Origin of the sequence: Acetobacterium carbinolicum (assembly GCF_047456275.1) — a bacterium.
Classification (GTDB): domain Bacteria; phylum Bacillota; class Clostridia; order Eubacteriales; family Eubacteriaceae; genus Acetobacterium; species Acetobacterium carbinolicum.
The window spans coordinates 1,091,442-1,112,761 of the sequence record NZ_CP173357.1 but is presented as its reverse complement, the minus strand read 5'-3'; the positions used below and the strand labels follow the sequence as shown (position 1 = coordinate 1,112,761).

Genomic DNA, 21,320 nt, shown 5'->3' with positions numbered 1-21,320 from the left:
TATACTTCAAAGGATTTGCGTGGATTAATTTTCCAGCTTTATCATTCCGATCACTTGAATCTGAATATTTGTATCTATTTCATTAAAGGAAAGGACGGTTAAATCTGCCAGAAATTGTTCTATTAATCGCTTAAAATAAATACGCACGATGGGGGAGGTGAGAATAATCGAATGGTCAATAATTTCTTTTAGCTTTTCGATTTGCTCGGTTACCTTCTCGACAATGGTCTGCACCACCTGGGGATCAATAGCAAGGTAGGTGCCGTGTTCATTTTTCTTAGCCGAATTAAGAATAATGTTCTCTATTTCCTGATCCAGAGCAATGACCTTGATGCTATTGCCATCGGTATATTTTCTGGTAATGGTTCGTTTGAGCTTCTGCCTGACATACTCAGTGAGCATGTCGGTGTCTTTAATATTCATGCCATGATCACCCAGGGTTTCTAAGATACTTTCCAAGTCTCTGATGGGAATCCCTTCATTTAAGAGATTTATGAGTATCTTTTGGAAGTCGGCAATCGAAATAATATTTGGGATAACATCGTCAACAATGGCCGGGTTTGACTTTGATACATTTTCCAGCAAGGTATTGATATCCTGTCGACTTAACAGCTCATGCATGTGCTTTTTAATCACTTCTGACATATGGGTCACAATAACAGACAGGGCATCAATAACCGTATAGCCATAAACTTCAGCCAATTCCTTTTCATTCTCGGTGATCCATTTCCCTTTGATGCCATAGGCCGGCTCAATGGTTTCGATCCCGTCAATGGGCTCACTGGTGTTTGACGGGTCAAGGGCCAGATAATAGCCTACCAGTACTTCACCTTTGGCAATTTCTTCCCCTTTAATTTTTATTATATACTGATTGGGGTTGATAAGTCCATTATCTCTTAACCGAACAGTCGGAATTACCACCCCCATGTCAACAGCAAATTGTTTTCTGAAAATAACAATGCGGTCGATAAAGTTACCTGAACTCCCTTCATCGACCATTGGCAATAGCGAATAACCAAATTCCATTTCAATTGGCTCAACGCCAATGACATTGTAAACATTGTCGATGTTTCGGTAGAAGTCAACTTCACTGCTTTCTTCCTGGACCAATTGGGTCATTTGTTCGGCTTCATCCACTACCACTTTGACGTTGGAGCGACGAATCAGTAATAAGCCAAACCCGCTGAGCAGTACTGCCAAAGACAAAATCTGGAATGCCGGCGCTCCGGGAATAAGTGCCATTGAAGCGATAACAATACCGGCAATGACTAAAACCTGGGGTTGCGATAAAAACTGGTTTTTGACATCCACATTCAGGTTGTTTTCGGACGCTGCCCGTGTAACAATCATCGCGGTGGCAACAGAAATCATCAATCCCGGTACCTGACTGACCAGACCATCCCCGACGGTAGCAATCGTATAGACTGAAACGACCTCTGCAAGGGCCATGCCGCCCTGCAGCATCCCAATTATCATTCCGCCGACAAGATTAATAACGGCAATGATCATTGATGCGACCGCATCACCTTTTACCAACTTGGTGGCCCCATCCATGGAACCATAGAACTCAGCTTCGGTTTGAATTTTTAGCCGTCTTTCCTTGGCCTCAATATCGGTAATTGCACCGGAACTCAGATCGGCATCAATGGACATCTGCTTTCCAGGCATCGCATCCAGGGTGAACCGGGCGGAAACTTCTGAAATTCGTTCGGCACCCTTAGTGATAACAATAAACTGTACAATAACGATGATAATAAAGACAACAAACCCAACGACAGCATTACCACCCAGAACAAAGGAACCAAAGGTTTCAATGACGGCCCCGGCTTTCCCACCATTTGAAAGAATCAGACGGGTTGAAGAAATATTCAAGGCCAGCCTTAACAAGGTGGTAATCAAGAGCATTGATGGAAAGATGGAAAAATCCAGAGGCCCTTTGATATACATGGTGGTTAGTAGGATAATAAGTGATATGGCTATGTTTAAAATAAACATGAAGTCCAGAATAAACGGTGGTAACGGGATAATAATTAGAGCAATTGTCAGAATGACAAAGACAACAACAAGGTTTTGGATAATTTTCATTTGACATTTTCCTTCTTTTTATGGCTGTAAACCCATGCCATTAATTCTGCCACAGCTTTGTAGAGTTCAGCGGGTATATAGTCATTGATCTCGACAGATTCATAAAGACCTCGGGCGAGTGCCTTGTTTTCCTTGACAAGGATTTTGTTTTCTTCTCCAACTTTAACAATTCTCATGGCGATGTGGTCTTTTCCCTTTGCCAATACCAGAGGAGCCACATCATGATCCATATCATACTTTAAGGCAATTGCGTAATGGGTCGGATTTCTGACAATAACGTCTGCCTGAGGCACCATTTGCATCATCCGACTCATACTCATTTCCCGTTGTTTTTGTCTGATTTTACCTTTAATTTCGGGATTTCCTTCGGTTTGCTTGTATTCATCCTTTACTTCCTGCTTAGTCATTTTTAATTTTTTCTCATAATCGTAGCGCTGGTAGGCATAATCCAGAATCGCCACTACTGAGAAAATCAAACAGACCGTTTGTACCATGGACAGTGTTTTCTTATTTAAAAAAATCAAATTCGATTCAAGCCGCGTTGCCAGCATATCCGGTGTCATCGGAATAACACTTAAGATTGTCGTATAAATTACCCCAATAATTAAGGCCACCTTGGCCATCGATTTAAGCAGTTCAACCACGGATCGTAGTGAAAACATCCGTTTAATGCCAGATATTGGGCTGATCCGATTAAATTTTGGTTTTAGTGCGTCTCCTGTAATCAGAAACCCGGTTTGAACGCCTGACATAATAATGGCAACGAACATGATCACAATCGCCACTGGTAACACAGATACGAAATATACCATGGCAGCCTCTCTAAAAAGTTGGCCAACGCCGGTTACGGTTAAGGTATCCATGGTCACAATTTTATCCATTTGTCCGCGATAAATATTTTTAAGTTGCTGGTAAATAAAAGGCAACATCAGGTTTAGGATGAAAAATGCCATAAAGAGCAGTACAACACTAACCACGTCTTTACTCTGAAAGGTGTTACCCTTTTTTCGTTCATCTTTTCTTTTTTTCGGGGTCGCTTTTTCTGTTTTTTCTGAGCCTGCCATGCTATTCTCCGATTAGATTCTGATTATACAAAAAAAGTCAGCACCTGAGTGATCTTTTCCATCATCAGCAAATTCATTCGGGTCATGAAATTTGCTAAAGCCGGTATCAGTGTAAAAATAACAACAAAACCAATCATTACTTTGATTTGAATGTTAATGACAAAGACATTAATATTAGGGACTAGCCGCATCAGGATGCCCACCGCAAACTCTGAAATGAGCTCGGTGACGATAATGGGAATGGCCACCTGTATTGCATAAATAAAAATATAATACATTAGCTCAATGATATACACCCCGACTCGGTCACTGACATTGCCGATACCCAATGGCAAAATCTGAAATGATTGAATCACAACCGAGAATAGGGCCAGGTGCGCATTTGAGACAAAAAAGATGAGTACGTACATCGATGTTAATACGTTTCCTGTGACGGTGACATTTGCCCGGGTAGCGGGGTCATACATCGAAGCCATACTGAGTCCCATTTGCATATCGATAAATTGTCCACCCAGTTGAAATACCGAAAGAAACATTCGCATAATAAAGCCAATCACAATCCCAATAATAAATCCCTGTAACATTGCGCCAATAAATTCAATGGCAGAATAGTTTATAACCTGAACCATCCCCAGATTAAAAACCGCATATAAGGCAATCGCCAGCGATAGTCCCACCTTCATGATATTCGGGACCCCTTGTCTGCCGAAGATGGGATTAAAAAAAATCACGCCCGCGGTCCGGCAACTGGCTAAAAGAAAAATCAGATACTGATTCATGTCAAACGTCATGTTTATCACCCCTGTTTATTTCTTTAGATCTTGGTCGCGATTAGTTCAAATATTCGAAAGAACAGATCCATCATCTGCTGTAACATCCAGCCTCCCAGAATAACCATCATCAGGCCCGTGATGATCAGTTTTGGCACAAAGGTCATGGTTTGTTCGTTAATTGAGGTAGCGGCCTGAATAATTGAAATAACCAGCCCGACCAACATACTCGTTAAAAGGATCGGCCCGGCTACCTTCATTCCTGTAAATATTGCATCTCTAAAAACTCCGATTAAATCGCCTGTACCCATACGCTACTCCCTTCTTTTAATTATAGGTCATGATTAAGGTTTTAACCAATAGACCCCATCCATCCACCACCACAAACAACATGATTTTAAATGGCAGAGAAATCATAACCGGCGGGAGCATCATCATCCCCATCGACATCAGCACACTTGAAACGATCATATCAATGAGTAAAAATGGAATAAAGATTAAAAATCCAATTAGAAACGCCCGCTTTAATTCGCTGATGATAAAAGCTGGAATGACAATCGTCAACGGTAACTCTTGCGGCGCCAGATTTTCCACATTCTGCTGTCCAGACTGAATTGACAAGCTTGTAAACAAGTCCACATCAGTCGTGGTCGTTTGCTTTAACATCCATTCTTTAATAGGGACCACCGCTTGATCCAGAAACTGTTGGGAGTCGATGGTACCGGCATTATACGGCTGCAATGCGACCGTATTAATCTCTGTTAAAACCGGAGACATCACAAAGAATGTAATCGCCAACGCCAATCCGACCAGGATCTGATTAGGCGGTGTTTGCTGGGTACCCAGAGCATTTCTTAAAAAAGACAAGACAATAATGATTCTGCCAAAACAGGTCATCATCAATAGCAAGGTCGGTACAATCGCGATGATCGTCATTAAGACGATAATTTTTACCGTATCTGAGCTTTCACCAGCTAACAGGCCTTCCACGGAAAGTTCTGCGCCATGGGCCTTTGTTGCGGTCAGAAAAAACAAAATGGCCAGCATTGGCATGATCATCAGTGCTTTTTTTAAAACCAGGCTTCTGTTATTTTGGGTCATACTGTTTTTATTCATTCTGCTTTTCCTTTTGAGAAAATGATTTGACCATACTCAAAAAGCTTTCTTTTGATATTTCCTGCTTTTTTTGAAAGGAAATTGGTTCATCCAATTGCGATAAGATTCGAATATTTTGTTCGGTGACTCCAATGAGGTACTGAACCCCTTGAATGTCTACAATGATAATTGAGCCGCTTTTGCCAACAATCAGTCGTTCAATTACCTGGATATGCTGGCCACCAGACAGTGATCCCGGCCGCTTGATAAAATGTTCGACATACCATCTGCTTCCATAATAGGTTAAAACGATGACGCCAACGGTCCCCAATAGTGCTAAAACAATCGAAAAAACATCACTCGTAAACACGTTGGACCTGCTTCTCTTTACTCGCCAAGGGCACTTTTAACGGTTTGGATCAGACGATCTGCCTTAAACGGCTTAACAATAAAATCCAGGGCACCATTCTTGATGGCTTCCACAACCATCCCTTCCTGACCCATAGCAGAACACATAATGACCTTGGACTGCGGTTCATAACCCTTAATGGCCTGGAGCGCCTGGATGCCATCCATCACCGGCATGGTGATATCTAAAAGCACCAGATCCGGCCGATTTTCTTTATACTCCGCCAAGGCAATTTCGCCATTTTCTGCTTCAATAAAATCGGAGTAACCCCCTTTTTTTAAACTATCTTTGATCATCATACGCATAAAAGCCGCATCGTCCACAATTAAAATCTTACTCATCTTATTCTCCTTTTATCTATTCTTCTCATTTGTTTTTGTCTTTATAATTTTTAGCTATTTTTGGGGTCTGGATTTTCTCTGACTTTTATGATTTCGGTTATTTTAACGCTATAGTTGTCATCCACAACCACCACATCCCCTCGGGCGATTAATCGTCCGTTGGCGATAACATCCACCTGATCTCCGGCCTGTCGATCCAACTCGACGATGTTTCCCGGGGTTAATTCGGCAATGTCTTTTATTTTTTTTCTGGTTTTACCGAGTTCAACGGTAATCTGGATGGGTACAGACATCAGCAAATCCAGATTATCTCCGGGGATGTTGACGCTTTGATCGACCCCTAGCTGACGATACTCGTAAGAGTTTACCTGTACCGGTTGCTGCGGTGACGCATAGGCTGCCGGTGGCGGGTCATTTCTAACCACCCGGGTTGGTTCTGCTTGGGGTGTTTGGGTTGCTTGGGGTGGTTGCTGATATGCCGCTTCCGGTTGAACCGGTGCCTGCTGAACGGGTGGAGGCTGAACCGGTGGTGGCGGAGGCGCCGCCGCTTCTTCTTCCTCCTCATCCATCCCGCTTACACCCATGGACATGGATACAATCTCCCGGGCTAGATTTGGTTCCATGGCGCTAATAAATTCACTTTCAACCAGTCCTTCAATGCTTAAGTTAAACTTTATGCTGACCAGGTTTTCACCCTTGAGTGAAAACAACTCGCGAATACTGGACTTATTGGTAGTATCCAAAAGGATTGGTGGTGAAATGTTGACCACCTTTCCCAAAAATGATGCCAGGGCTCCAGCAGCTGCCCCCATCATCTGGTTCATGATTTCGCCAATCGCACTCTTGCTGATCTCATCAAACTCGATATCATCGCTGGTTTCCATGTCAAATAGCTGCGACAAGATCTTTTTCATGTCTGACTCTTGGAGCAACAGGACATTGGCACCTTCAATGCCTTCGACATAATTGATTAATACACCAATTACCGGTTCAAGGTAAGCGAACTCAAAGGCGTCTACTCCGATTGTTTCAATTCTTGGGGTGGTAATGTTTACTTTAGTATTTAATATGGTGGACATCGCAGTTGCCGCTGTCCCCATACTAATGTTCATCACTTCACCGATGACATCAATTTCCATACCGGACAGTGCTTCTGGATTCTCTACTACGTCTGTCATATGAATAGTTCACTTCCTCTCTCATTAAGCTCTATTATCTGTATTGCTCTTTTTTTCTTGTAATCTCCCATTTCGCCTCTAAACCAGACCTCGTCATTGACAACAACATCCACCAGGGAATTTGCCGGTTTGTTTAGCTTAATAATATCGCCCACTTCCAGTTCGTAAATATCCCGGGAGATAACTTCGGTATCACCTAATACACCTTTAATTTCCAATTCGGTTTTTCTAATTTCATTGATAATATTTAGTCGTCTTTTTTCCTCTGCCAGATGATCTCCTCTTTTTATATTTTTCTTGGTCTGAGACATCTTCTTTTTGAAGAGCATATCCAAGGTCGTTGCCGGAATACAAATATTTATTTTTCCCTGTGTTTCATTTACCTTGATGCTCATGACAATGATAACCACATTCTCATCAGCCCCAACGCCCTGTAAAATCCGCGAATTGGTTTCAATTTTCATCAGCCTTGGAGCAATCTCCAGATAATCAAACCAGACATTTTTCATCAGGTTAATCATCCCGCGATAAAAATATTCCATTACGCCGATTTCTATTTCAGTAAATTCCCGGTCTTCCTTTAGCGGCTTTCCCGAGCCACCCAATAGTCGGTCAAAACAGCTAAAACCGACGTCCTTGGAAAGGTCCATAATGACCAGATCTTCTTCATCTTCACTGTCTTTTATATCAAAATCGATGAGACCCATCAATACCGAATCAGGAAGCGCATTATTAAATTCATAGTACTGCTGTTCTTCCACTTCAATAATTTCTACTAAACTATAAGTTTGCAGAACTCCTGTTATATGAGAAGACACCAGCCTGGCATAATTTTCATAGATACCAAAAAGATGTTTAAGCTGCTCTCTTGTAAAAAGCTTGGGTCTTCTAAAATCATAGTCTTTAACCTTTTTTCCCGAACTGGTGCTTGGCGCTTCCGGTTCGTCTTTTCCGCTGATTAGGCTGCTTAAAAGGCTATCAATTTGACTTTGCGAAAGAATTTCTGCCATGTTTGTTCTCCTCGTTATTGTCTTCTATTACTCTTTTATTGTACAACTACTGCGGTATCGCTTCCTTCCGCAATGTCACTGAAGAAATCATCGGTTTCAGAAATAATAATTTCAACCCGACGATTCTTAGCTCTGTTTTCTTCTGTATCATTTGGTGCAACTGGTCGATACTGGCCAAATCCTACTGACAACAATTTTGAGGGATCACTGATATAACCATTTTGAAAAAAACGAAGAACCTCATTGGCACGATCACTGGATAAATCGCGATCATCCACCGGCGAATCGGCCTGGGCTGTGTGACCATCAATCCGAATCGACCTAACAGTCGGTTCCACGGCCCTAAAAGCCAGACCGATATCTGCTAAAATTTGCTGGCCGCCCGCTTTTATCCGGGCACTATCCGGCTCAAAGAAGATCGATGACATGAACTTGATTGCAACCGCTTTGTCATGCTTTTCGATGCTGACAGCATCTTCCAAACCATTTTCTTTGGTATATTGACTCAAATATTGGTACAGATCTTCCAGATCAACAATCTCTTCCACGGTAATGTCTTCATTGGGTGACGTCGCCGCATCTGACTCGGCGGCACTTCCTGTTGTTTCAAAAACGGCCGCCGGATTGAAAATTTCAACCAGCTTTTTGTACTTTTCGACATCGATTGTTGACATGGAAAAAAGCAGAATGAAAAAAACTAAAATCAGGGTGATCATATCTGCATAGGTATTCAGCCAGGCGTCTTTATTGACCGGTTTTTTATTTTTTCTACGCTTTGCCATATTGTATACCCCTATTTTTAGCTTTCAACATCTTTTCCTTTTTTAGCTTTTGCTTTTCCACCTTTTGCTTTTCCGCCCTTTGTTGGCTCTTCTCCATTTGCTTTTTTGATCTCGGCCTCAGTTAGGAAGTTCATCAGTTTATCCTGGATATATTTAGGATTCTCGCCTTCTTTTATCGCGACCACCCCTTCAATTACCAGCTCTTTAATAAGCAGGTCACGTTCCTGAGCTATTTCAAGCTTATTCGATATCGGCATAAACAAGGTATTGGCAAGAATTGAGCCATAGAGGGTGGTAATCAGTGCTACCGACATGTCAGAGCCCAAGGTACTGGCACCGCCCTCAAAACTCATGTTTTTTAACATATTAATCAAACCGATCAGCGTACCAATCATCCCAAAGGCTGGTCCCAGGGCAGCACCCATATCATAAAGCTTTCGTTCTTCATCGTTTCTCGCCGAAATATAATCCAATTTCTGGTCGAACCAGGACCGTAACTTGTCCGGCTCAATGGCATCAACAATTCGCAAGACACTTTCCTTTAAAAACTCATCCTGAATATCAGCGGCTTTGGCTTCGAGTGCCAACAGTCCCTTTCTTCTGGCCTCTTTAGAAAGCTCTGTCAAAATTTCGACGTATTCGGCTGGATCTTGCTTGTTTTTAAAAAAAATCATCTTTAAATGTTTTGGGATATGCGTAAATGATTTGATGGGAAATGCGGCCAATAAAACAAAGAATGTTCCGCCAATGGTAATAAAAATACTCTGAACCTGAAAAAAGTTCCCGATCGCACTAACGTTAAATCCGGTTTCTCCAAATGTCATCCCAAAAAACATGGTGAAGACGACTAAGACGTAGGCAATGATTGTTGTAATTTCCATAAATATATACTTCCTGTCAGAATTTAGTGGTTAACGGCTAAAAATATTTCGTTTGTAGGCAATGATCTTTGAAAGGACTTGCGCTGAACTCTCTGTAACCACGTAGTGTTTACCGTTCATCAATCGAATGGTTGTATCCGGTTTTTCTTCAATGATTTCAATGATCTCACAATTCAGCAGAAATTTTTCATTCTTTTGTTTGTTCAATCTCGTCAATTCTATCATATTTCCACCTTAAAATATAGTTTTTATTAATTGATTTTCAACTGATCAGAACTTTTTAAATTCATTCTGTCAGTCAGCAGTCAGTCACCAAATGGGTGGACCACCCATTTGGTGACTGACCAGGATAAAAAGTTCTACCCGAAGGAGTTTTCTCCTTCGGGTGAACAATCAGTATTTAAACTATCGTTTTAAATTAATCAATTCTTCCAAAATAGAATCAGAAACCGTGATAATTCTGGAGTTTGCCTGGAAACCACGTTGGGCAACAATCATGTCGGTAAACTCCTGAGACAAATCGACATTTGACATTTCCAAGTTCGCTGACTCAGTCCCGCCAGTGCCGTTGGTGCCGGCTTTTGCAGCAATCGGTTCGCCGGAGTTGGCCGATTCCATGAAGTAACCATTGCCATCTTGAAGCAATCCGTCGGTGTTGGCAAATTTTGCAAGGGCCAGGTAGCCTAAGGTGACGGGTTTGTCACTACCAGTTTCCACTTTACCAATGGTAGTGTTCGCTAAAACCGCATCGGTATTAAAAATAGTATCAAATTGTGCCCCATCAACTGCCAATGTAAGTGTTCCACCTGTTAATGGATTTGTCAAAGCTACACTTGTATCTGCGGGGTCAAACGTATAAGTATCCGATGTTTTCAGGTATTCGGTTACACCACCCTGATTTTTAACGGCTGCAACCACTGAAGTATAGCCATCTTGACCGATATCACCAATATCTACGCCACTTTCTAAATCTGTATCTGTCGACACTAACTTCGTTGTATCAATTTTAAGTCCCGGCAGATTTGCAAATGTCAAAATTCCACTTGAAGATAACGTTCCTGTCAGATCTGCTGTTATCGGAGTAGTACCATCTTTAAGTGTTAAAGCCGCTGGATCTAGTGTGTACACATTACCAGTTTTTGTCAATGTCAACGTTCCTAAAACATCTGCAGTTGGCACAATTGAAATTGCGTCCATCTCAGTAGCGCCATCTTCAACCTTCAGCATGTCACCAACCGCTAATTGTACATTACCAGTATAATTAGAATCCACCGGAAGCGTTATCCCATTTAACCAGCCAATTCCAGCTGCTTTTGTGAATTCCGGATCGCCGGCTTTAATCCCTGTGATCTCACCGGACTTACCAATGGTAATGCCAGTATATTTTTCCAGTTCTGCCGGGTCAACATTAATTGCCTGCAGTTCTTCAATCCCTAATGTACCATTGGGGTTTAAAACAGGATTACCATCAGCATCCAGGCCGATTCCCATAACTTTGCTTCCAGAGCCATCGGTCAGATTACCTTCGGCATCAAATTTTAAATTACCAACCCGGGTATAACGGTTGGCGCCAACCGTCGGTTGCACAACCAAGTAACCTTCGCCGGCAATATAGACATCCAATGCTCGGCCAGTAGATGCTCCGGATGAAATGCTATTAAGCATGTCAATACTACTAACCTTCGCTCCGTAACCCAACTGACTGGCATTTGTACCTCCAGTGGTGGCAGTTGCTCCAGTAGCGGTTGATAAATTTTGATATAATACATCGCTAAAGACGACGCGGCTGGCTTTGAAACCATAAGTATTAACATTGGCAATATTATTACCAATAACGTTTAGCTTGGTTTGATGGGCAGCCATCCCTGAAATTCCTGAGTATAAAGATCTGATCATTTGTAATCCTTTCTGTGCCGTTTGAAGCTTATCTGTCGGTCAAAGCTTCATAGTTTCCTCATCGAGGTCCAACTATATAAATACAGCACCATCAATATCATTGAATAGTTTATTTTTCATTTCATTTTTGTCCATGACGGTGATCACCCGCTTGTCTGCTGCATTTACAATAAATGCTGAGTTATCCATCATAATTAGCGCATTCTCAATCCCTTTTTCCTGGGCTTTGTCACATGCATCGCCCAATTTTTCCAGATCAGTTTGTGTCACTGCAATGTTGCGCTGTTCTTTTCTGATACTGGCATGTTTGGTAAATGTGACGGTGTTCTTAATCTGCAAATCGAGCAGATCCTTGAAACTGGTTTCGCTTTTTTGCGAATCATTAACCACTTGTTGCTGACTGGTATCTTTTATTTTTTCTGCCTGGCGAATTATTGCGTCATTTAAGCGATAATAATTGCCAGTGATTGTGTCTGCCATTTTATCACCTCTTTATTAACAGGCCGTTAAATCAAGCTGTTAAATCTTCATTTTGCCTGAGCAACTTCCATGATGCTGCTGACTGGATATGAAACACCATTGACAATAACTTGTGCTTCACCATCATATAAATTAACACCTTGTACCGTCCCTGCAACAACATGAAGTGAACCGTCCGCAGCATTTTCCGCCAGCGTAACATCTTTGCCAATCAAACTCATCGAATACGTCGTTTTGGTCATCTCATTAAGCTCCGTTAATGCCTGAACCATCGAAAACTGTGCCATCTGGGCGGTATATTGGGATGTATCGGCGGTGTTGTTCATATCCTGATTCTGAAGCTGAGCGACCATCAGTTTTAAAAAGTCATCCATATCCAGAGATGTGCCCGCTTTTTTAGTTTGCGCAGCTGTCGTTGTTGCTGCTGTTGCTGACGTACTTAAATAATTGTTAATTCCATCGATTGCCATGATTTTTCCTTCCTTATACTCATTTTATACTAAGTAATTAATCCTTCGCTGTCCATTGTACTGAAGATTCTGGGCTAGACTAATCAGTTCATCATTGCTGTCTTGAGCACCATTACTAAAAGGATTATTTTGAATGGTTCCTTTGCTTAAAAATTGTTCTTTTAAGGGTGCATTGTTTTGCTGCTGTGAAAACTGTGAGCCATCATTTAAAAGAGAACCCATGCTTTCACCATTTTCAGTCGCTTCCACTGGTGTATTCAAGTGGACCGTTTCCACCTGGACATTTTGCAGAGCTAAGCCACGCACCAATTGATTGATTTGATTTCCCAATAGTTTTTGGGTTTCGCTGCTTGCTGCCATAATGTCAATAATGAGTTTCCCCTGATTATAACTCAGCTTAATATCAATATCACCCAAGTTATCCGGAGACAGTGTCATCTGTAATGTCATTGGTTTAGCTGGTTCGAAATTCTGGATAATCTTCTGCTCGACCTGTTGCGCGACCTCTACCTTGGCACTATGCCCAACTTCAGGTCCTTTATTTGAGCTGACGCCCATTGAACTAAGATCCTGAACGCCGCGTTCACCGGGATTCTGGTTTTCGGTCTGGTTGATTGCGCTTTTCTGAACATCCACTGTTTTTGTTTGTCCCAAACCCGTCTCTTTTGCTAAATCAGAATCGGCCTTTCCGTTGACAACGGTAGCTGCTTTTTCTGTCGCAATTTGATTCTCTTCCATTGGTTCAATACCTTGAGCAGTCTGCTGTTTTGTGTCATCGTTTAGGTTTGTTTTACCTACGGGTTGTTTTGAAAAATCAACTTTACTACTCACTTCTTTTGTTACTTCCTCCTCCGGTTTGGTCCCGCTTAACACCTCTAAAAGGTCTTCGGTTTCCTGATTTTCTACTTTGTCGGAGTTTTGTGACAAAACCTTAATATTTCCCATTTGCTCTAACTCAGCAACACCTTTTAAAACAGATACATCTTGCGCTTTCTTACTGCTGTCGATTATCGGAATCACTTGTTCTTGACTGATAAGATCTGCTGGCGTCGTTTCTTCTTGCCCTAAGTTCAGGCCAAGACCCGTTACGGCTGTCTTTTTGTCACCTTGAACATTTTGTATACCAATCAGTAAAGACGGATCAAGTGTTGGTATCAAATCGTTTACCTGACTTCCCTCATCCTTGAGTTCCTCTACTTTTCCAGATGGACTCTCGTCAGATCGAACTTCACGATCATCTGAAACGCCATCTGACAACGACTGTTCTTTTTCCCGTTGATTACTTTGTGCCGTTGACTCTGATGCTTTGCGATTTTCCCGTGTTTTCTCCAATTGACGATCCGCCTGCTTGATTTCCTGTTTTGACTGATTAAGCAGATCTCTAAACTGGGCACTTCTTTCCTGGCCTTTTGTGTGTTGGGTTGACGCGTTCTCAGCATTTATACTAATCCCCCGAACCCCATTGAGTGTCGGCTTTGTTGACGATTGAAACTCTAAATTCATTGTCTACCTCCCTTCGTTAAATTAATTCTTCTCCAAAACATAATTGTCTTGGAGCTAACTCGAGCACAATAAAGTGTTCGAGCATTATATCACAATCCAACGGACTGATATAACCGTATTTATTTTTTATTATATATCACTACTTTAATGCGACGCAACTCATTTAAGTGTTTTTAATTTCCGGGTAATCTCAACTACTGATCTCAAAATAAAGTACTCACTAAACGATATGCCTAAACCATTCAAACAAAAAAGCAACGACTCTGCCGTTGCTTTTAAATGTCATCACATTTTGTGATTACTTTTTTGCAACTGGCTGTCATATAACACTGTATTTAGACCCTATAGTTTTGCGCCCTTACTTTTCAGTAAGTATGCCAATATTATGTTGTTATAACATTACTCCATCTACGACTAGCTGTCAATAAAAATTTTCCTTTCCTTAAATTATAACGCGTGAAATAAAACTTATAACCGCGGTTTAGCTCTCTTTACAGCTGTCAAGTCCACCCTTTATCCGTTTTAATTCTAAGCGTGTTCAACCTTTGTTTCGCTGTCAAACTCACGCTGGGAAATGAGCCCCTGATGAAGCTTCAATCCCAGTATCCCATGGGCTATATTTGAGGCATGATCGCCAACCCGTTCGATGTTTGTTAACAAGTCCAGAAATATGACGCCGGCATAAGGATTACAGATTCCTTCATTAAGACGGCGAATATGATCATCTTTTAATTTTTCAGTCATTTCATCTATTTCTTCTTCTTCATCAAGAATCTTATAACACAGGTCTGTCTCTTCTGTTTCCATTAATTCTACCATATCCCGAAGCGTATTGGTAGTTAAACTGATTAAATTTAACACTTCTTGATTGGCAATATCACTAAAGACGATCTTATTGGTGGCCCGCATTTCTGCCAATTCACCAATGTTCATGGCGTGATCACCAATTCTTTCTAAATCATGGCTTCCTTTAAGGATGAAGGCCAGGCGCTCATTCTCTTCTTCTGACATGTTTTCATTGGACAATTTAACGGAATATTCGACAATTCCCTGTTGAAATTCATCAATGCGTTCTTCCCGCTTAACAACTTTTTCAACCAGTTTTTCATTGCCATCCATGATCGATTCGCAGGCGACTCTGAAATTTTTAAAACTCATTTTTGCCAGTCGATTCGTTTCTCTGACCACCTGACCCAGAGCAATGGAAGGATTATTAAACAACCGGTCATCCAACTGCAACCCCTTGTCTTCCTCTTTCTCCGGGTAGACACGGTCCAGAAAGCTAACAAAGTAGCCGATGATCGGGAGCAATACAATCGTATTTGCGACATTAAAAAGGGTGTGCGCCATCGCGATTTGACGGGCCACATTGGGCACCATATCACCGCCACCGTTAATCAACGAGCCTGAAATAGTAACGATGAATTCATAAACCGGATTGACAGCCACTAAATTATTGATGATGGTTAATAAGATCATCACCCAGACAGCACCGAAAATATTGACAAAAAGATGGATAAAGGCTGCTTTTTTTGCTGCTGTGGAGGTTCCGATACAGGAAAGCAGTGCCGTGACGCAGGTACCAATATTAGTACCAATAAGAATCGGTAAACAAATCTGGATTGCTCCAGTTCCCCCGATACTGACAAAAACCCCAGAAAGGGCCAGCGCCTGGAGCAAACCGATAGAAGCACTACTGCTTTGAACCACGGCGGTAATCAAGGTTCCAATCAGCACACCAAGCAGTGGATTTGTTCCATAGGTTGAGAGCAGGTAAATAAATTCTTCACTTTCTCTAAGCGGTTTCATGGCCGTTGACATGGCCGCAATCCCATAGAAAAGAATCCCAAAGCCAAGAATAATACTCCCCAGATCTTTATTCTTTTTCTTGGTACTAAACAGAGCCATCATTGCACCAATACCAATAAAAACCGGCGCCAACTCGGTGACATTAAACGCGATCAACTGGGCCGTGACGGTGGTTCCAATATTGGCTCCTAAAATAACTCCTGCTGCCTGGGTCAAGGTCATCAGGGCGGCGTTAACAAAGCCGACCACCATCACCGTGGTGGTACTGGAACTTTGGACAATCATCGTTACAACCGTCCCAACCAGGATGGCTTTAATCTTATTGTTGGTTAATACTTCCAGAAGTTTTTTCATTTTTGTGCCAGCAACCGTTTTTAATCCGTCGCTCATCATGTGCATTCCAAAAACGAATAACCCCAAGCCTCCAAAGAGACCAATCAGCATTTCTAACGTCATTTTTTCCTCCAAAAAACATCAAAAATTAAGATAGCATTCCAGCCAGGGAAGAAACCAGACGACCCTCAAAAATTTGGGATTACCAAATTGTCGCCTTTCATAATTAAAGATTAGACCATAGTGGGCCTAATCTTTTTGTTTTCTTGATTCACCAGGATAACTATCTTTTCTTGCTTTTCTTTTTCCTTAATCATTTGTTAACGACATTTTAACACTAAGTTTACATAATGAGAATCTTTTTTTCATTTTTTTTATGAATTATTTATTTAAATCGAGGCAAAACGCACATTATCGTTACCCTGGTTTATCATTGTAACCCATTTCAATGTTGTCCGAATCGAAATTAAAACTTGACCGCTAAAAATTAAACTTGACAGCAGCTCATCTTTTTGATATTCTTCATCTTAGTTTAGGATTTATTAAGAAGTACTTAACTTAATAGCAAAGGCATTGAGAAAAGAATAATCAGAGGGCCAATGGTTTAAAAGCGAGCAGATGATGGTGTAAGATCTGTAATCAAACCCTATGAGTGGCACTTTTTGAGCTGCAACCACTGCTTTCGATTAAGTGGTTGACGTGAAAATCGTTATAAGAGTAAGGTGGTTTGCCAGCAGTGGCAAGCAACTTGGGTGGAACCGCGGTTATACCGTCCCTTGTTTTAATGCAAGGGGCGGTTTTTTTAGTTTAGATACTAAAAATTTAATTAAGCAGGAGGAAAAAATGTCAGAATTTACAATGGCTGAAATTGTCAGTCTCGCAAAAATGAGGGGAATTGTCTTCCCCGGTTCAGAAATTTATGATGGTCTTGCCAACAGTTGGGATTACGGCCCACTCGGCGTTGAAATGAAAAATAATGTTAAAAAGGCCTGGTGGAAAAAATTCGTTCAGGAATCACCTTTTAATGTGGGTCTGGATGCCGCTATCCTGATGAACCCTAAAACCTGGGTCGCCTCCGGACACGTGGGTGGCTTTAACGATCCGTTGATGGATTGCAAAGCCTGTCAGTCGCGCTTCCGTGCCGATAAGCTGATTGCCGATTACTACTTTGAAAAAGGCGAAGATGTGATTGTCGATGCCTGGTCCAATGACGAGATGAAGGCTTTTATTGAGGAACATCAGATTGCCTGTCCCGAATGTGGAAAAATGGATTTTACCGATATCCGCCAGTTCAATCTGATGTTTAAGACCTTTCAGGGTGTCAATGAAGATACCGCCAGCGAAATCTTCCTGCGGCCAGAAACTGCCCAGGGTATTTTTGTCAATTTTAAAAATGTTCAGCGCACCACCCGTAAAAAAATACCATTTGGGATTGCCCAGGTCGGTAAATCCTTCCGTAATGAGATTACGCCGGGGAACTTCATTTTCCGAATCCGGGAATTTGAACAAATGGAACTGGAATTTTTCTGTGCCCCTGGCACGGATTTGGAATGGTTTGACTACTGGAAAGCTTTCTGTAAAAAATGGCTGTTCGACCTGGGTATGAAGGACGAAAATATCCGTTTCCGGGATCATGATCAGGAAGAACTATCCCATTACAGTAATGCCACCACCGATGTGGAATTCCGCTTTCCTTTTGGCTGGGGCGAGCTTTGGGGGATTGCTGACCGTACCGATTTCGACTTAACCCAGCACCAGAATCACTCCGGGAAAGACATGAAATATACCGACCCGGTTACCAACGAGAAATATATCCCGTATTGCATCGAGCCCTCCCTGGGTGCCGACCGGGTTTTTCTGGCCTTCCTTTGCAATGCCATGGAAAAAGAAACCATTACCAATGGTGACAAAGTTGAAGAACGAAATGTGATGCGGATTCATCCCTTCCTTTCAGCATACAAGGCCGCAGTTTTACCACTGTCTAAAAAGTTAAGCGACAAGGCTGGAGAACTTTTCACCCTGCTGTCTAAACACTTTATGATTGAATATGATGAAGCGGGTAGCATTGGCAAGCGTTACCGCCGCCAGGACGAAATCGGCACACCGTTCTGCGTCACTGTGGATTTTGACACCCTGGAAGACGAATGTGTCACCCTAAGAGACCGCGATACCATGGATCAGGTTCGGGTTCCTATTGCTGAGGTGGTTGATTATATTGCTAAGCGGATTGATTTCTAATTTGCTAATTAAGTAGTACCGACAATTATTACATCATGTTGTTTGCATCGAAGCGGACATGGCGATAGCCTGCGTGGAGGCAACGAGCCAATCACAAGCAGGCTTGTAGTTGGCGACTGCCCACGACTGATAAGAAATTTTTAATTTCTTATCAGTGTCCGATTCCGCAGCAAACAACAGATTAATAATTGATCGGTACGGAGTTTCCAGTACGCCTATCCAAAATTCATTATCATAACAAAAAAACCGCCCCCGTTCGAAACCCGTTCGAACAGGGGCGGTTTTTAAGTGATAAATTTTTTAAAGACGACTTAGGCTTCTTTGATCGCCAATACGTTCTGTGGACATGCTTCAACACAGATTCCACATGAAATACATTTTGATGGAACATCCCGGTCTTCTGATTTAACCAGCACTCCGAATGGACATGCTTCGACACATTTACCGCAGTTTACACATAGTTTTTTACTAATCATAAAGACGCCTTTGGCATTTTTTGTGATTGCACCGGCTTCACATACTTTTGCACATTTACCACATTGTACACATACCAATGTTTTTAAACTGCCATCATCTTTTGTGGTAATTTTAACACATGACAATTCTGAAACAGGTTCCTTGTAAAATGCGGTTGAACATGCTAGTTCACATGTCAAACAGTTAACACATGCGGCCTGATCTGCTACGATTACTTTTTTCATTGTTACTCCTCCTTAAGGACAATTTGATCAGATGATCAAATTTTTGTTTAAATTTTAACAACTGATTTTTATTCTACTTTTAAAGCCGATAATTGTCAACATAATACGGAATTTTTACAGCTACTTCTCATCCAGCCCCCACAATAAAGCCAACCCTGATACTATTTCTTAGTACTCTGCTGGCATTCTTTCTAAATACGGTTAAATTTTTATCCATTATTTCCTGACATTAAAAAAGCTCTCCAGAATTGGAAAGCTCTTTCGCGTTTAAGAATGTTGTTTAAGTTTTTCGGCCTGGTCACTGGTGACCAGGGCATTGATCATTTCATCGATGTCACCATCCAGGAAAGCTTCCAGTTGATAAACAGTCATGTTGATGCGGTGATCAGAAATTCGCCCCTGAGGGAAATTGTAGGTCCGGATGCGCTCACTGCGGTCCCCGGTGCCAACCTGACTTTTGCGGTTTTCGGCAATTTCACTTTGCTGTTTTTGCTGTTCGATTTCGTAAAGCCTGGCCTTTAATATTTTTAACGCCTTGTCTTTATTTTTAAGCTGCGACTTCTCATCCTGACAGGTCACTACCATCCCGGTGGGGATATGGGTAATTCGAACCGCGGAATCGGTGGTGTTAACACTTTGGCCACCATTACCGGATGATCGGTACACGTCAACCCTCAGGTCATTCGCACCAATTTCAATTTCAACATCCTCGGCTTCCGGCAAGACCGCTACCGTGGCGGTTGAGGTATGGATCCGTCCGCCTGATTCAGTACTGGGGATTCGCTGCACCCGATGAACGCCGCTTTCATATTTCAGACGACTGTAAACCCCGTTGCCTTCAATCGAAAAAATGATTTCCTTAATCCCCCCGATATCGGGTATACTGGAACTCATAATTTCACTTTTCCAACCCTGACGTTCGGCATAACGGGTCAACATTCGAAAGAGATCGCCAGCGAATAAGGCCGCCTCACTGCCGCCGGCACCAGCCCGAATTTCGACAATAACATTTTTGTCATCATTAACATCTTTGGGCAACAGTAAAATTCTTAATTCTTCTTCCTGTTCGATCTTCTTTTTTGTTAATTCCTCCAGTTCCGCCTCAGCCATTTCTTTAAAATCTTTTTCCAATTCTTTATCGGCCAGCATTTCTTTGGTATCATCAATGGCTGATAAGGTCTCTGAGAACTGATTGTATTTTTGAATGATCGGTTCAATGTGGGACTGTTCTTTCATCAGCTTTCGCCACTGATTTTGATCCCCAATGATCTCGGGGTCGCTGATCTTTTCGTTTAAATCAGCATATTTTTGGGCTAAAAAATCTAACTTATCTAACATAATACTCCTTAATTTTTTGAAATTAGTAATTCGAATTTGTTTATATCTGCCTTGCGATGATTAAAACTGATACGCTTCTTTCCATTCGTCAAAGAAAAAAACAGCCAGCGTTCCGGGTCCGGAGTGGGTTAAAACAGTTGGCCCTAATGGCACGATTTTAAACCGCTTGATATTTAATCGCTTACCCGCCATTTTTACAAATAGCTCCACCAGCTCCGGATTATCAGCATGGCTAATACCAATCACTTGCTTCTCAAGCTGATCACCGTTTGTTTCCAGGTAATCCACCATTTTCTTAACCAGTTTTTTTTCGCCTCTGACCTTATCAATCTGTTGAAGTTCACCACTTTTGTTTACGTCAAGCAACGGATTGATATGCAGCATATTTCCGATGATGGCGGTCCCCTTATTTAATCGGCCACCCCGATACAGGTATTGAAGGTCAGTCACCGTGAAAACATGTTTGATATGATCAATATAGTAGCTGATTTGTTTGATCAGCGTCTCCATGTCACAGCCTGCTGCAGCGACTCTGGCGGCACCATAGACAATGTGCCCCAGTCCATAGCAGACAGCTTTGGTATCAACGACTTCAAAGACCGCATCGGGATATTTTTCTCTTAAATCCCGTTTCGCCAGCGCGGCAGCCTGATAGGTTCCCGACAGTCCACTGGAAAAAGCCAGATAAATAAAAGGTTTATTTTCTAAGATTAAGTCTTCAAACCGTTTATAAAAATCCCCGTAAGGAATCTGAGACGTTTTATAACGTGTACCCTGTCGCATATTCTCACAAACTTCTTCAGATGATATATCAATACCGTCACGATAGGTTTTTTCATTTTCGACTACATAAACTGGCATGATTTCAATATTAAATTCTTGCTGATCCGTTTTTTCTATATCACAGGCAGAATCGGTTATGATCTTTATCGTCATT

General features: G+C 41.8%; 21 protein-coding genes, 1 riboswitch and 1 other annotated feature. Of the genes, 1 reads left to right on the top strand and 20 read right to left on the bottom strand.

Going from position 1 to position 21,320, the window contains the following annotated elements:
- Nucleotides 1-24: 24 nt before the first annotated feature.
- The 17 genes from flhA to ACIZ62_RS05120 all read right to left on the bottom strand — a co-directional run bounded on the left by flhA (nucleotide 25) and on the right by ACIZ62_RS05120 (nucleotide 16,229).
- Nucleotides 25-2,085, bottom strand: a complete 2,061-nt coding sequence (gene flhA, locus ACIZ62_RS05200; protein WP_111887649.1) for a flagellar biosynthesis protein FlhA — start codon at nucleotides 2,083-2,085, stop codon at nucleotides 25-27.
- Entirely contained in the window at nucleotides 2,082-3,149 is a 1,068-nt protein-coding gene (gene flhB, locus ACIZ62_RS05195) for a flagellar biosynthesis protein FlhB (protein WP_414151363.1), read from the bottom strand. Before flhB ends, flhA begins: the two co-directional genes overlap by 4 nt.
- A gap of 23 nt (nucleotides 3,150-3,172) precedes the next feature.
- Complete coding sequence (gene fliR, locus ACIZ62_RS05190; protein ID WP_414151362.1) at nucleotides 3,173-3,940, bottom strand: flagellar biosynthetic protein FliR; 768 nt, start codon at nucleotides 3,938-3,940, stop codon at nucleotides 3,173-3,175.
- A gap of 23 nt (nucleotides 3,941-3,963) precedes the next feature.
- A complete protein-coding gene (gene fliQ / locus ACIZ62_RS05185) occupies nucleotides 3,964-4,230 on the bottom strand; it encodes a flagellar biosynthesis protein FliQ (RefSeq protein ID WP_414151361.1) in 267 nt (88 codons plus the stop codon).
- A gap of 16 nt (nucleotides 4,231-4,246) precedes the next feature.
- Nucleotides 4,247-5,035 carry a flagellar type III secretion system pore protein FliP gene (fliP, locus tag ACIZ62_RS05180; RefSeq protein ID WP_414151360.1) on the bottom strand — a complete coding sequence of 263 codons (789 nt, stop codon included), beginning with the start codon at nucleotides 5,033-5,035 and terminating at the stop codon, nucleotides 4,247-4,249.
- Nucleotides 5,028-5,384, bottom strand: a complete 357-nt coding sequence (locus ACIZ62_RS05175) for a FliO/MopB family protein (protein WP_414151359.1) — start codon at nucleotides 5,382-5,384, stop codon at nucleotides 5,028-5,030. Before ACIZ62_RS05175 ends, fliP begins: the two co-directional genes overlap by 8 nt.
- 17 nt (nucleotides 5,385-5,401) lie before the next feature.
- Nucleotides 5,402-5,764 (bottom strand): response regulator, encoded by a 363-nt coding sequence (locus ACIZ62_RS05170; protein ID WP_414151358.1) that lies wholly within the window; start codon nucleotides 5,762-5,764, stop codon nucleotides 5,402-5,404.
- A gap of 50 nt (nucleotides 5,765-5,814) precedes the next feature.
- Nucleotides 5,815-6,942, bottom strand: coding sequence for a flagellar motor switch phosphatase FliY (gene fliY, locus ACIZ62_RS05165; RefSeq protein WP_414151357.1), 1,128 nt, complete (start codon nucleotides 6,940-6,942; stop codon nucleotides 5,815-5,817).
- On the bottom strand, nucleotides 6,939-7,952 hold the full coding sequence (locus tag ACIZ62_RS05160) for a flagellar motor switch protein FliM (RefSeq protein WP_414151356.1): 1,014 nt from the start codon (nucleotides 7,950-7,952) through the stop codon (nucleotides 6,939-6,941). The genes fliY and ACIZ62_RS05160 overlap by 4 nt, the downstream gene beginning before the upstream one ends.
- A 35-nt stretch (nucleotides 7,953-7,987) precedes the next feature.
- On the bottom strand, nucleotides 7,988-8,734 hold the full coding sequence (locus ACIZ62_RS05155) for a flagellar motor protein MotB (protein ID WP_414151355.1): 747 nt from the start codon (nucleotides 8,732-8,734) through the stop codon (nucleotides 7,988-7,990).
- 17 nt (nucleotides 8,735-8,751) lie between these two features.
- Entirely contained in the window at nucleotides 8,752-9,615 is an 864-nt protein-coding gene (locus tag ACIZ62_RS05150; RefSeq protein WP_414151354.1) for a motility protein A, read from the bottom strand.
- A 30-nt stretch (nucleotides 9,616-9,645) separates the two neighbouring features.
- On the bottom strand, nucleotides 9,646-9,840 hold the full coding sequence (locus tag ACIZ62_RS05145) for a flagellar FlbD family protein (RefSeq protein WP_414151353.1): 195 nt from the start codon (nucleotides 9,838-9,840) through the stop codon (nucleotides 9,646-9,648).
- A 180-nt stretch (nucleotides 9,841-10,020) separates the two neighbouring features.
- Nucleotides 10,021-11,511, bottom strand: a complete 1,491-nt coding sequence (locus ACIZ62_RS05140; protein ID WP_414151352.1) for a flagellar hook-basal body complex protein — start codon at nucleotides 11,509-11,511, stop codon at nucleotides 10,021-10,023.
- A gap of 72 nt (nucleotides 11,512-11,583) precedes the next feature.
- A complete protein-coding gene (locus tag ACIZ62_RS05135; protein WP_322519345.1) occupies nucleotides 11,584-11,991 on the bottom strand; it encodes a TIGR02530 family flagellar biosynthesis protein in 408 nt (135 codons plus the stop codon).
- A gap of 47 nt (nucleotides 11,992-12,038) precedes the next feature.
- Nucleotides 12,039-12,461: a flagellar hook assembly protein FlgD gene (locus tag ACIZ62_RS05130; protein WP_111887660.1), complete on the bottom strand. Its 423-nt coding sequence runs from the start codon at nucleotides 12,459-12,461 to the stop codon at nucleotides 12,039-12,041.
- Nucleotides 12,462-12,485: 24 nt separating this feature from the next.
- A complete protein-coding gene (locus ACIZ62_RS05125; protein ID WP_414151351.1) occupies nucleotides 12,486-13,964 on the bottom strand; it encodes a flagellar hook-length control protein FliK in 1,479 nt (492 codons plus the stop codon).
- A 304-nt stretch (nucleotides 13,965-14,268) separates the two neighbouring features.
- A riboswitch (cyclic di-GMP riboswitch) is annotated at nucleotides 14,269-14,353 on the bottom strand.
- Nucleotides 14,354-14,492: 139 nt separating this feature from the next.
- Complete coding sequence (locus ACIZ62_RS05120) at nucleotides 14,493-16,229, bottom strand: Na/Pi cotransporter family protein (protein WP_414151350.1); 1,737 nt, start codon at nucleotides 16,227-16,229, stop codon at nucleotides 14,493-14,495.
- A gap of 441 nt (nucleotides 16,230-16,670) precedes the next feature.
- Nucleotides 16,671-16,886, top strand: a binding site (T-box leader).
- Nucleotides 16,887-16,949: 63 nt separating this feature from the next.
- Here ACIZ62_RS05120 and ACIZ62_RS05115 point away from each other — a divergent pair.
- Nucleotides 16,950-18,344, top strand: a complete 1,395-nt coding sequence (locus tag ACIZ62_RS05115; protein WP_111887663.1) for a glycine--tRNA ligase — start codon at nucleotides 16,950-16,952, stop codon at nucleotides 18,342-18,344.
- A gap of 311 nt (nucleotides 18,345-18,655) precedes the next feature.
- Here ACIZ62_RS05115 and ACIZ62_RS05110 read toward each other — a convergent pair whose 3' ends face one another.
- The 3 genes from ACIZ62_RS05110 to ACIZ62_RS05100 all read right to left on the bottom strand — a co-directional run bounded on the left by ACIZ62_RS05110 (nucleotide 18,656) and on the right by ACIZ62_RS05100 (nucleotide 21,319).
- Nucleotides 18,656-19,045 carry a 4Fe-4S binding protein gene (locus ACIZ62_RS05110; protein WP_111887664.1) on the bottom strand — a complete coding sequence of 130 codons (390 nt, stop codon included), beginning with the start codon at nucleotides 19,043-19,045 and terminating at the stop codon, nucleotides 18,656-18,658.
- A gap of 267 nt (nucleotides 19,046-19,312) precedes the next feature.
- On the bottom strand, nucleotides 19,313-20,383 hold the full coding sequence (gene prfA / locus ACIZ62_RS05105; RefSeq protein WP_111887665.1) for a peptide chain release factor 1: 1,071 nt from the start codon (nucleotides 20,381-20,383) through the stop codon (nucleotides 19,313-19,315).
- A gap of 60 nt (nucleotides 20,384-20,443) precedes the next feature.
- The gene (locus ACIZ62_RS05100; RefSeq protein ID WP_322519341.1) at nucleotides 20,444-21,319 is read right to left on the bottom strand and encodes a DegV family protein; all 876 of its coding nucleotides are present in this window, start codon (nucleotides 21,317-21,319) and stop codon (nucleotides 20,444-20,446) included.
- Nucleotide 21,320 lies beyond the last annotated feature (1 nt).

Excerpts from the sequence above, each read along its gene's own strand:
- flhA (WP_111887649.1), bottom strand. The coding sequence starts at position 2,085 with ATGAAAATTATCCAAAACCTTGTTGTTGTCTTTGTCATTCTGACAATT.
- flhB (WP_414151363.1), bottom strand. The coding sequence starts at position 3,149 with ATGGCAGGCTCAGAAAAAACAGAAAAAGCGACCCCGAAAAAAAGAAAA.
- fliR (WP_414151362.1), bottom strand. The coding sequence starts at position 3,940 with ATGACGTTTGACATGAATCAGTATCTGATTTTTCTTTTAGCCAGTTGC.
- fliQ (WP_414151361.1), bottom strand. The coding sequence starts at position 4,230 with ATGGGTACAGGCGATTTAATCGGAGTTTTTAGAGATGCAATATTTACA.
- fliP (WP_414151360.1), bottom strand. The coding sequence starts at position 5,035 with ATGAATAAAAACAGTATGACCCAAAATAACAGAAGCCTGGTTTTAAAA.
- ACIZ62_RS05170 (WP_414151358.1), bottom strand. The coding sequence starts at position 5,764 with ATGAGTAAGATTTTAATTGTGGACGATGCGGCTTTTATGCGTATGATG.
- fliY (WP_414151357.1), bottom strand. The coding sequence starts at position 6,942 with ATGACAGACGTAGTAGAGAATCCAGAAGCACTGTCCGGTATGGAAATT.
- ACIZ62_RS05160 (WP_414151356.1), bottom strand. The coding sequence starts at position 7,952 with ATGGCAGAAATTCTTTCGCAAAGTCAAATTGATAGCCTTTTAAGCAGC.
- ACIZ62_RS05155 (WP_414151355.1), bottom strand. The coding sequence starts at position 8,734 with ATGGCAAAGCGTAGAAAAAATAAAAAACCGGTCAATAAAGACGCCTGG.
- ACIZ62_RS05150 (WP_414151354.1), bottom strand. The coding sequence starts at position 9,615 with ATGGAAATTACAACAATCATTGCCTACGTCTTAGTCGTCTTCACCATG.
- ACIZ62_RS05145 (WP_414151353.1), bottom strand. The coding sequence starts at position 9,840 with ATGATAGAATTGACGAGATTGAACAAACAAAAGAATGAAAAATTTCTG.
- ACIZ62_RS05140 (WP_414151352.1), bottom strand. The coding sequence starts at position 11,511 with ATGATCAGATCTTTATACTCAGGAATTTCAGGGATGGCTGCCCATCAA.
- ACIZ62_RS05135 (WP_322519345.1), bottom strand. The coding sequence starts at position 11,991 with ATGGCAGACACAATCACTGGCAATTATTATCGCTTAAATGACGCAATA.
- ACIZ62_RS05130 (WP_111887660.1), bottom strand. The coding sequence starts at position 12,461 with ATGGCAATCGATGGAATTAACAATTATTTAAGTACGTCAGCAACAGCA.
- ACIZ62_RS05125 (WP_414151351.1), bottom strand. The coding sequence starts at position 13,964 with ATGAATTTAGAGTTTCAATCGTCAACAAAGCCGACACTCAATGGGGTT.
- ACIZ62_RS05120 (WP_414151350.1), bottom strand. The coding sequence starts at position 16,229 with ATGACGTTAGAAATGCTGATTGGTCTCTTTGGAGGCTTGGGGTTATTC.
- ACIZ62_RS05115 (WP_111887663.1), top strand. The coding sequence starts at position 16,950 with ATGTCAGAATTTACAATGGCTGAAATTGTCAGTCTCGCAAAAATGAGG.
- ACIZ62_RS05110 (WP_111887664.1), bottom strand. The coding sequence starts at position 19,045 with ATGAAAAAAGTAATCGTAGCAGATCAGGCCGCATGTGTTAACTGTTTG.
- prfA (WP_111887665.1), bottom strand. The coding sequence starts at position 20,383 with ATGTTAGATAAGTTAGATTTTTTAGCCCAAAAATATGCTGATTTAAAC.
- ACIZ62_RS05100 (WP_322519341.1), bottom strand. The coding sequence starts at position 21,319 with ATGACGATAAAGATCATAACCGATTCTGCCTGTGATATAGAAAAAACG.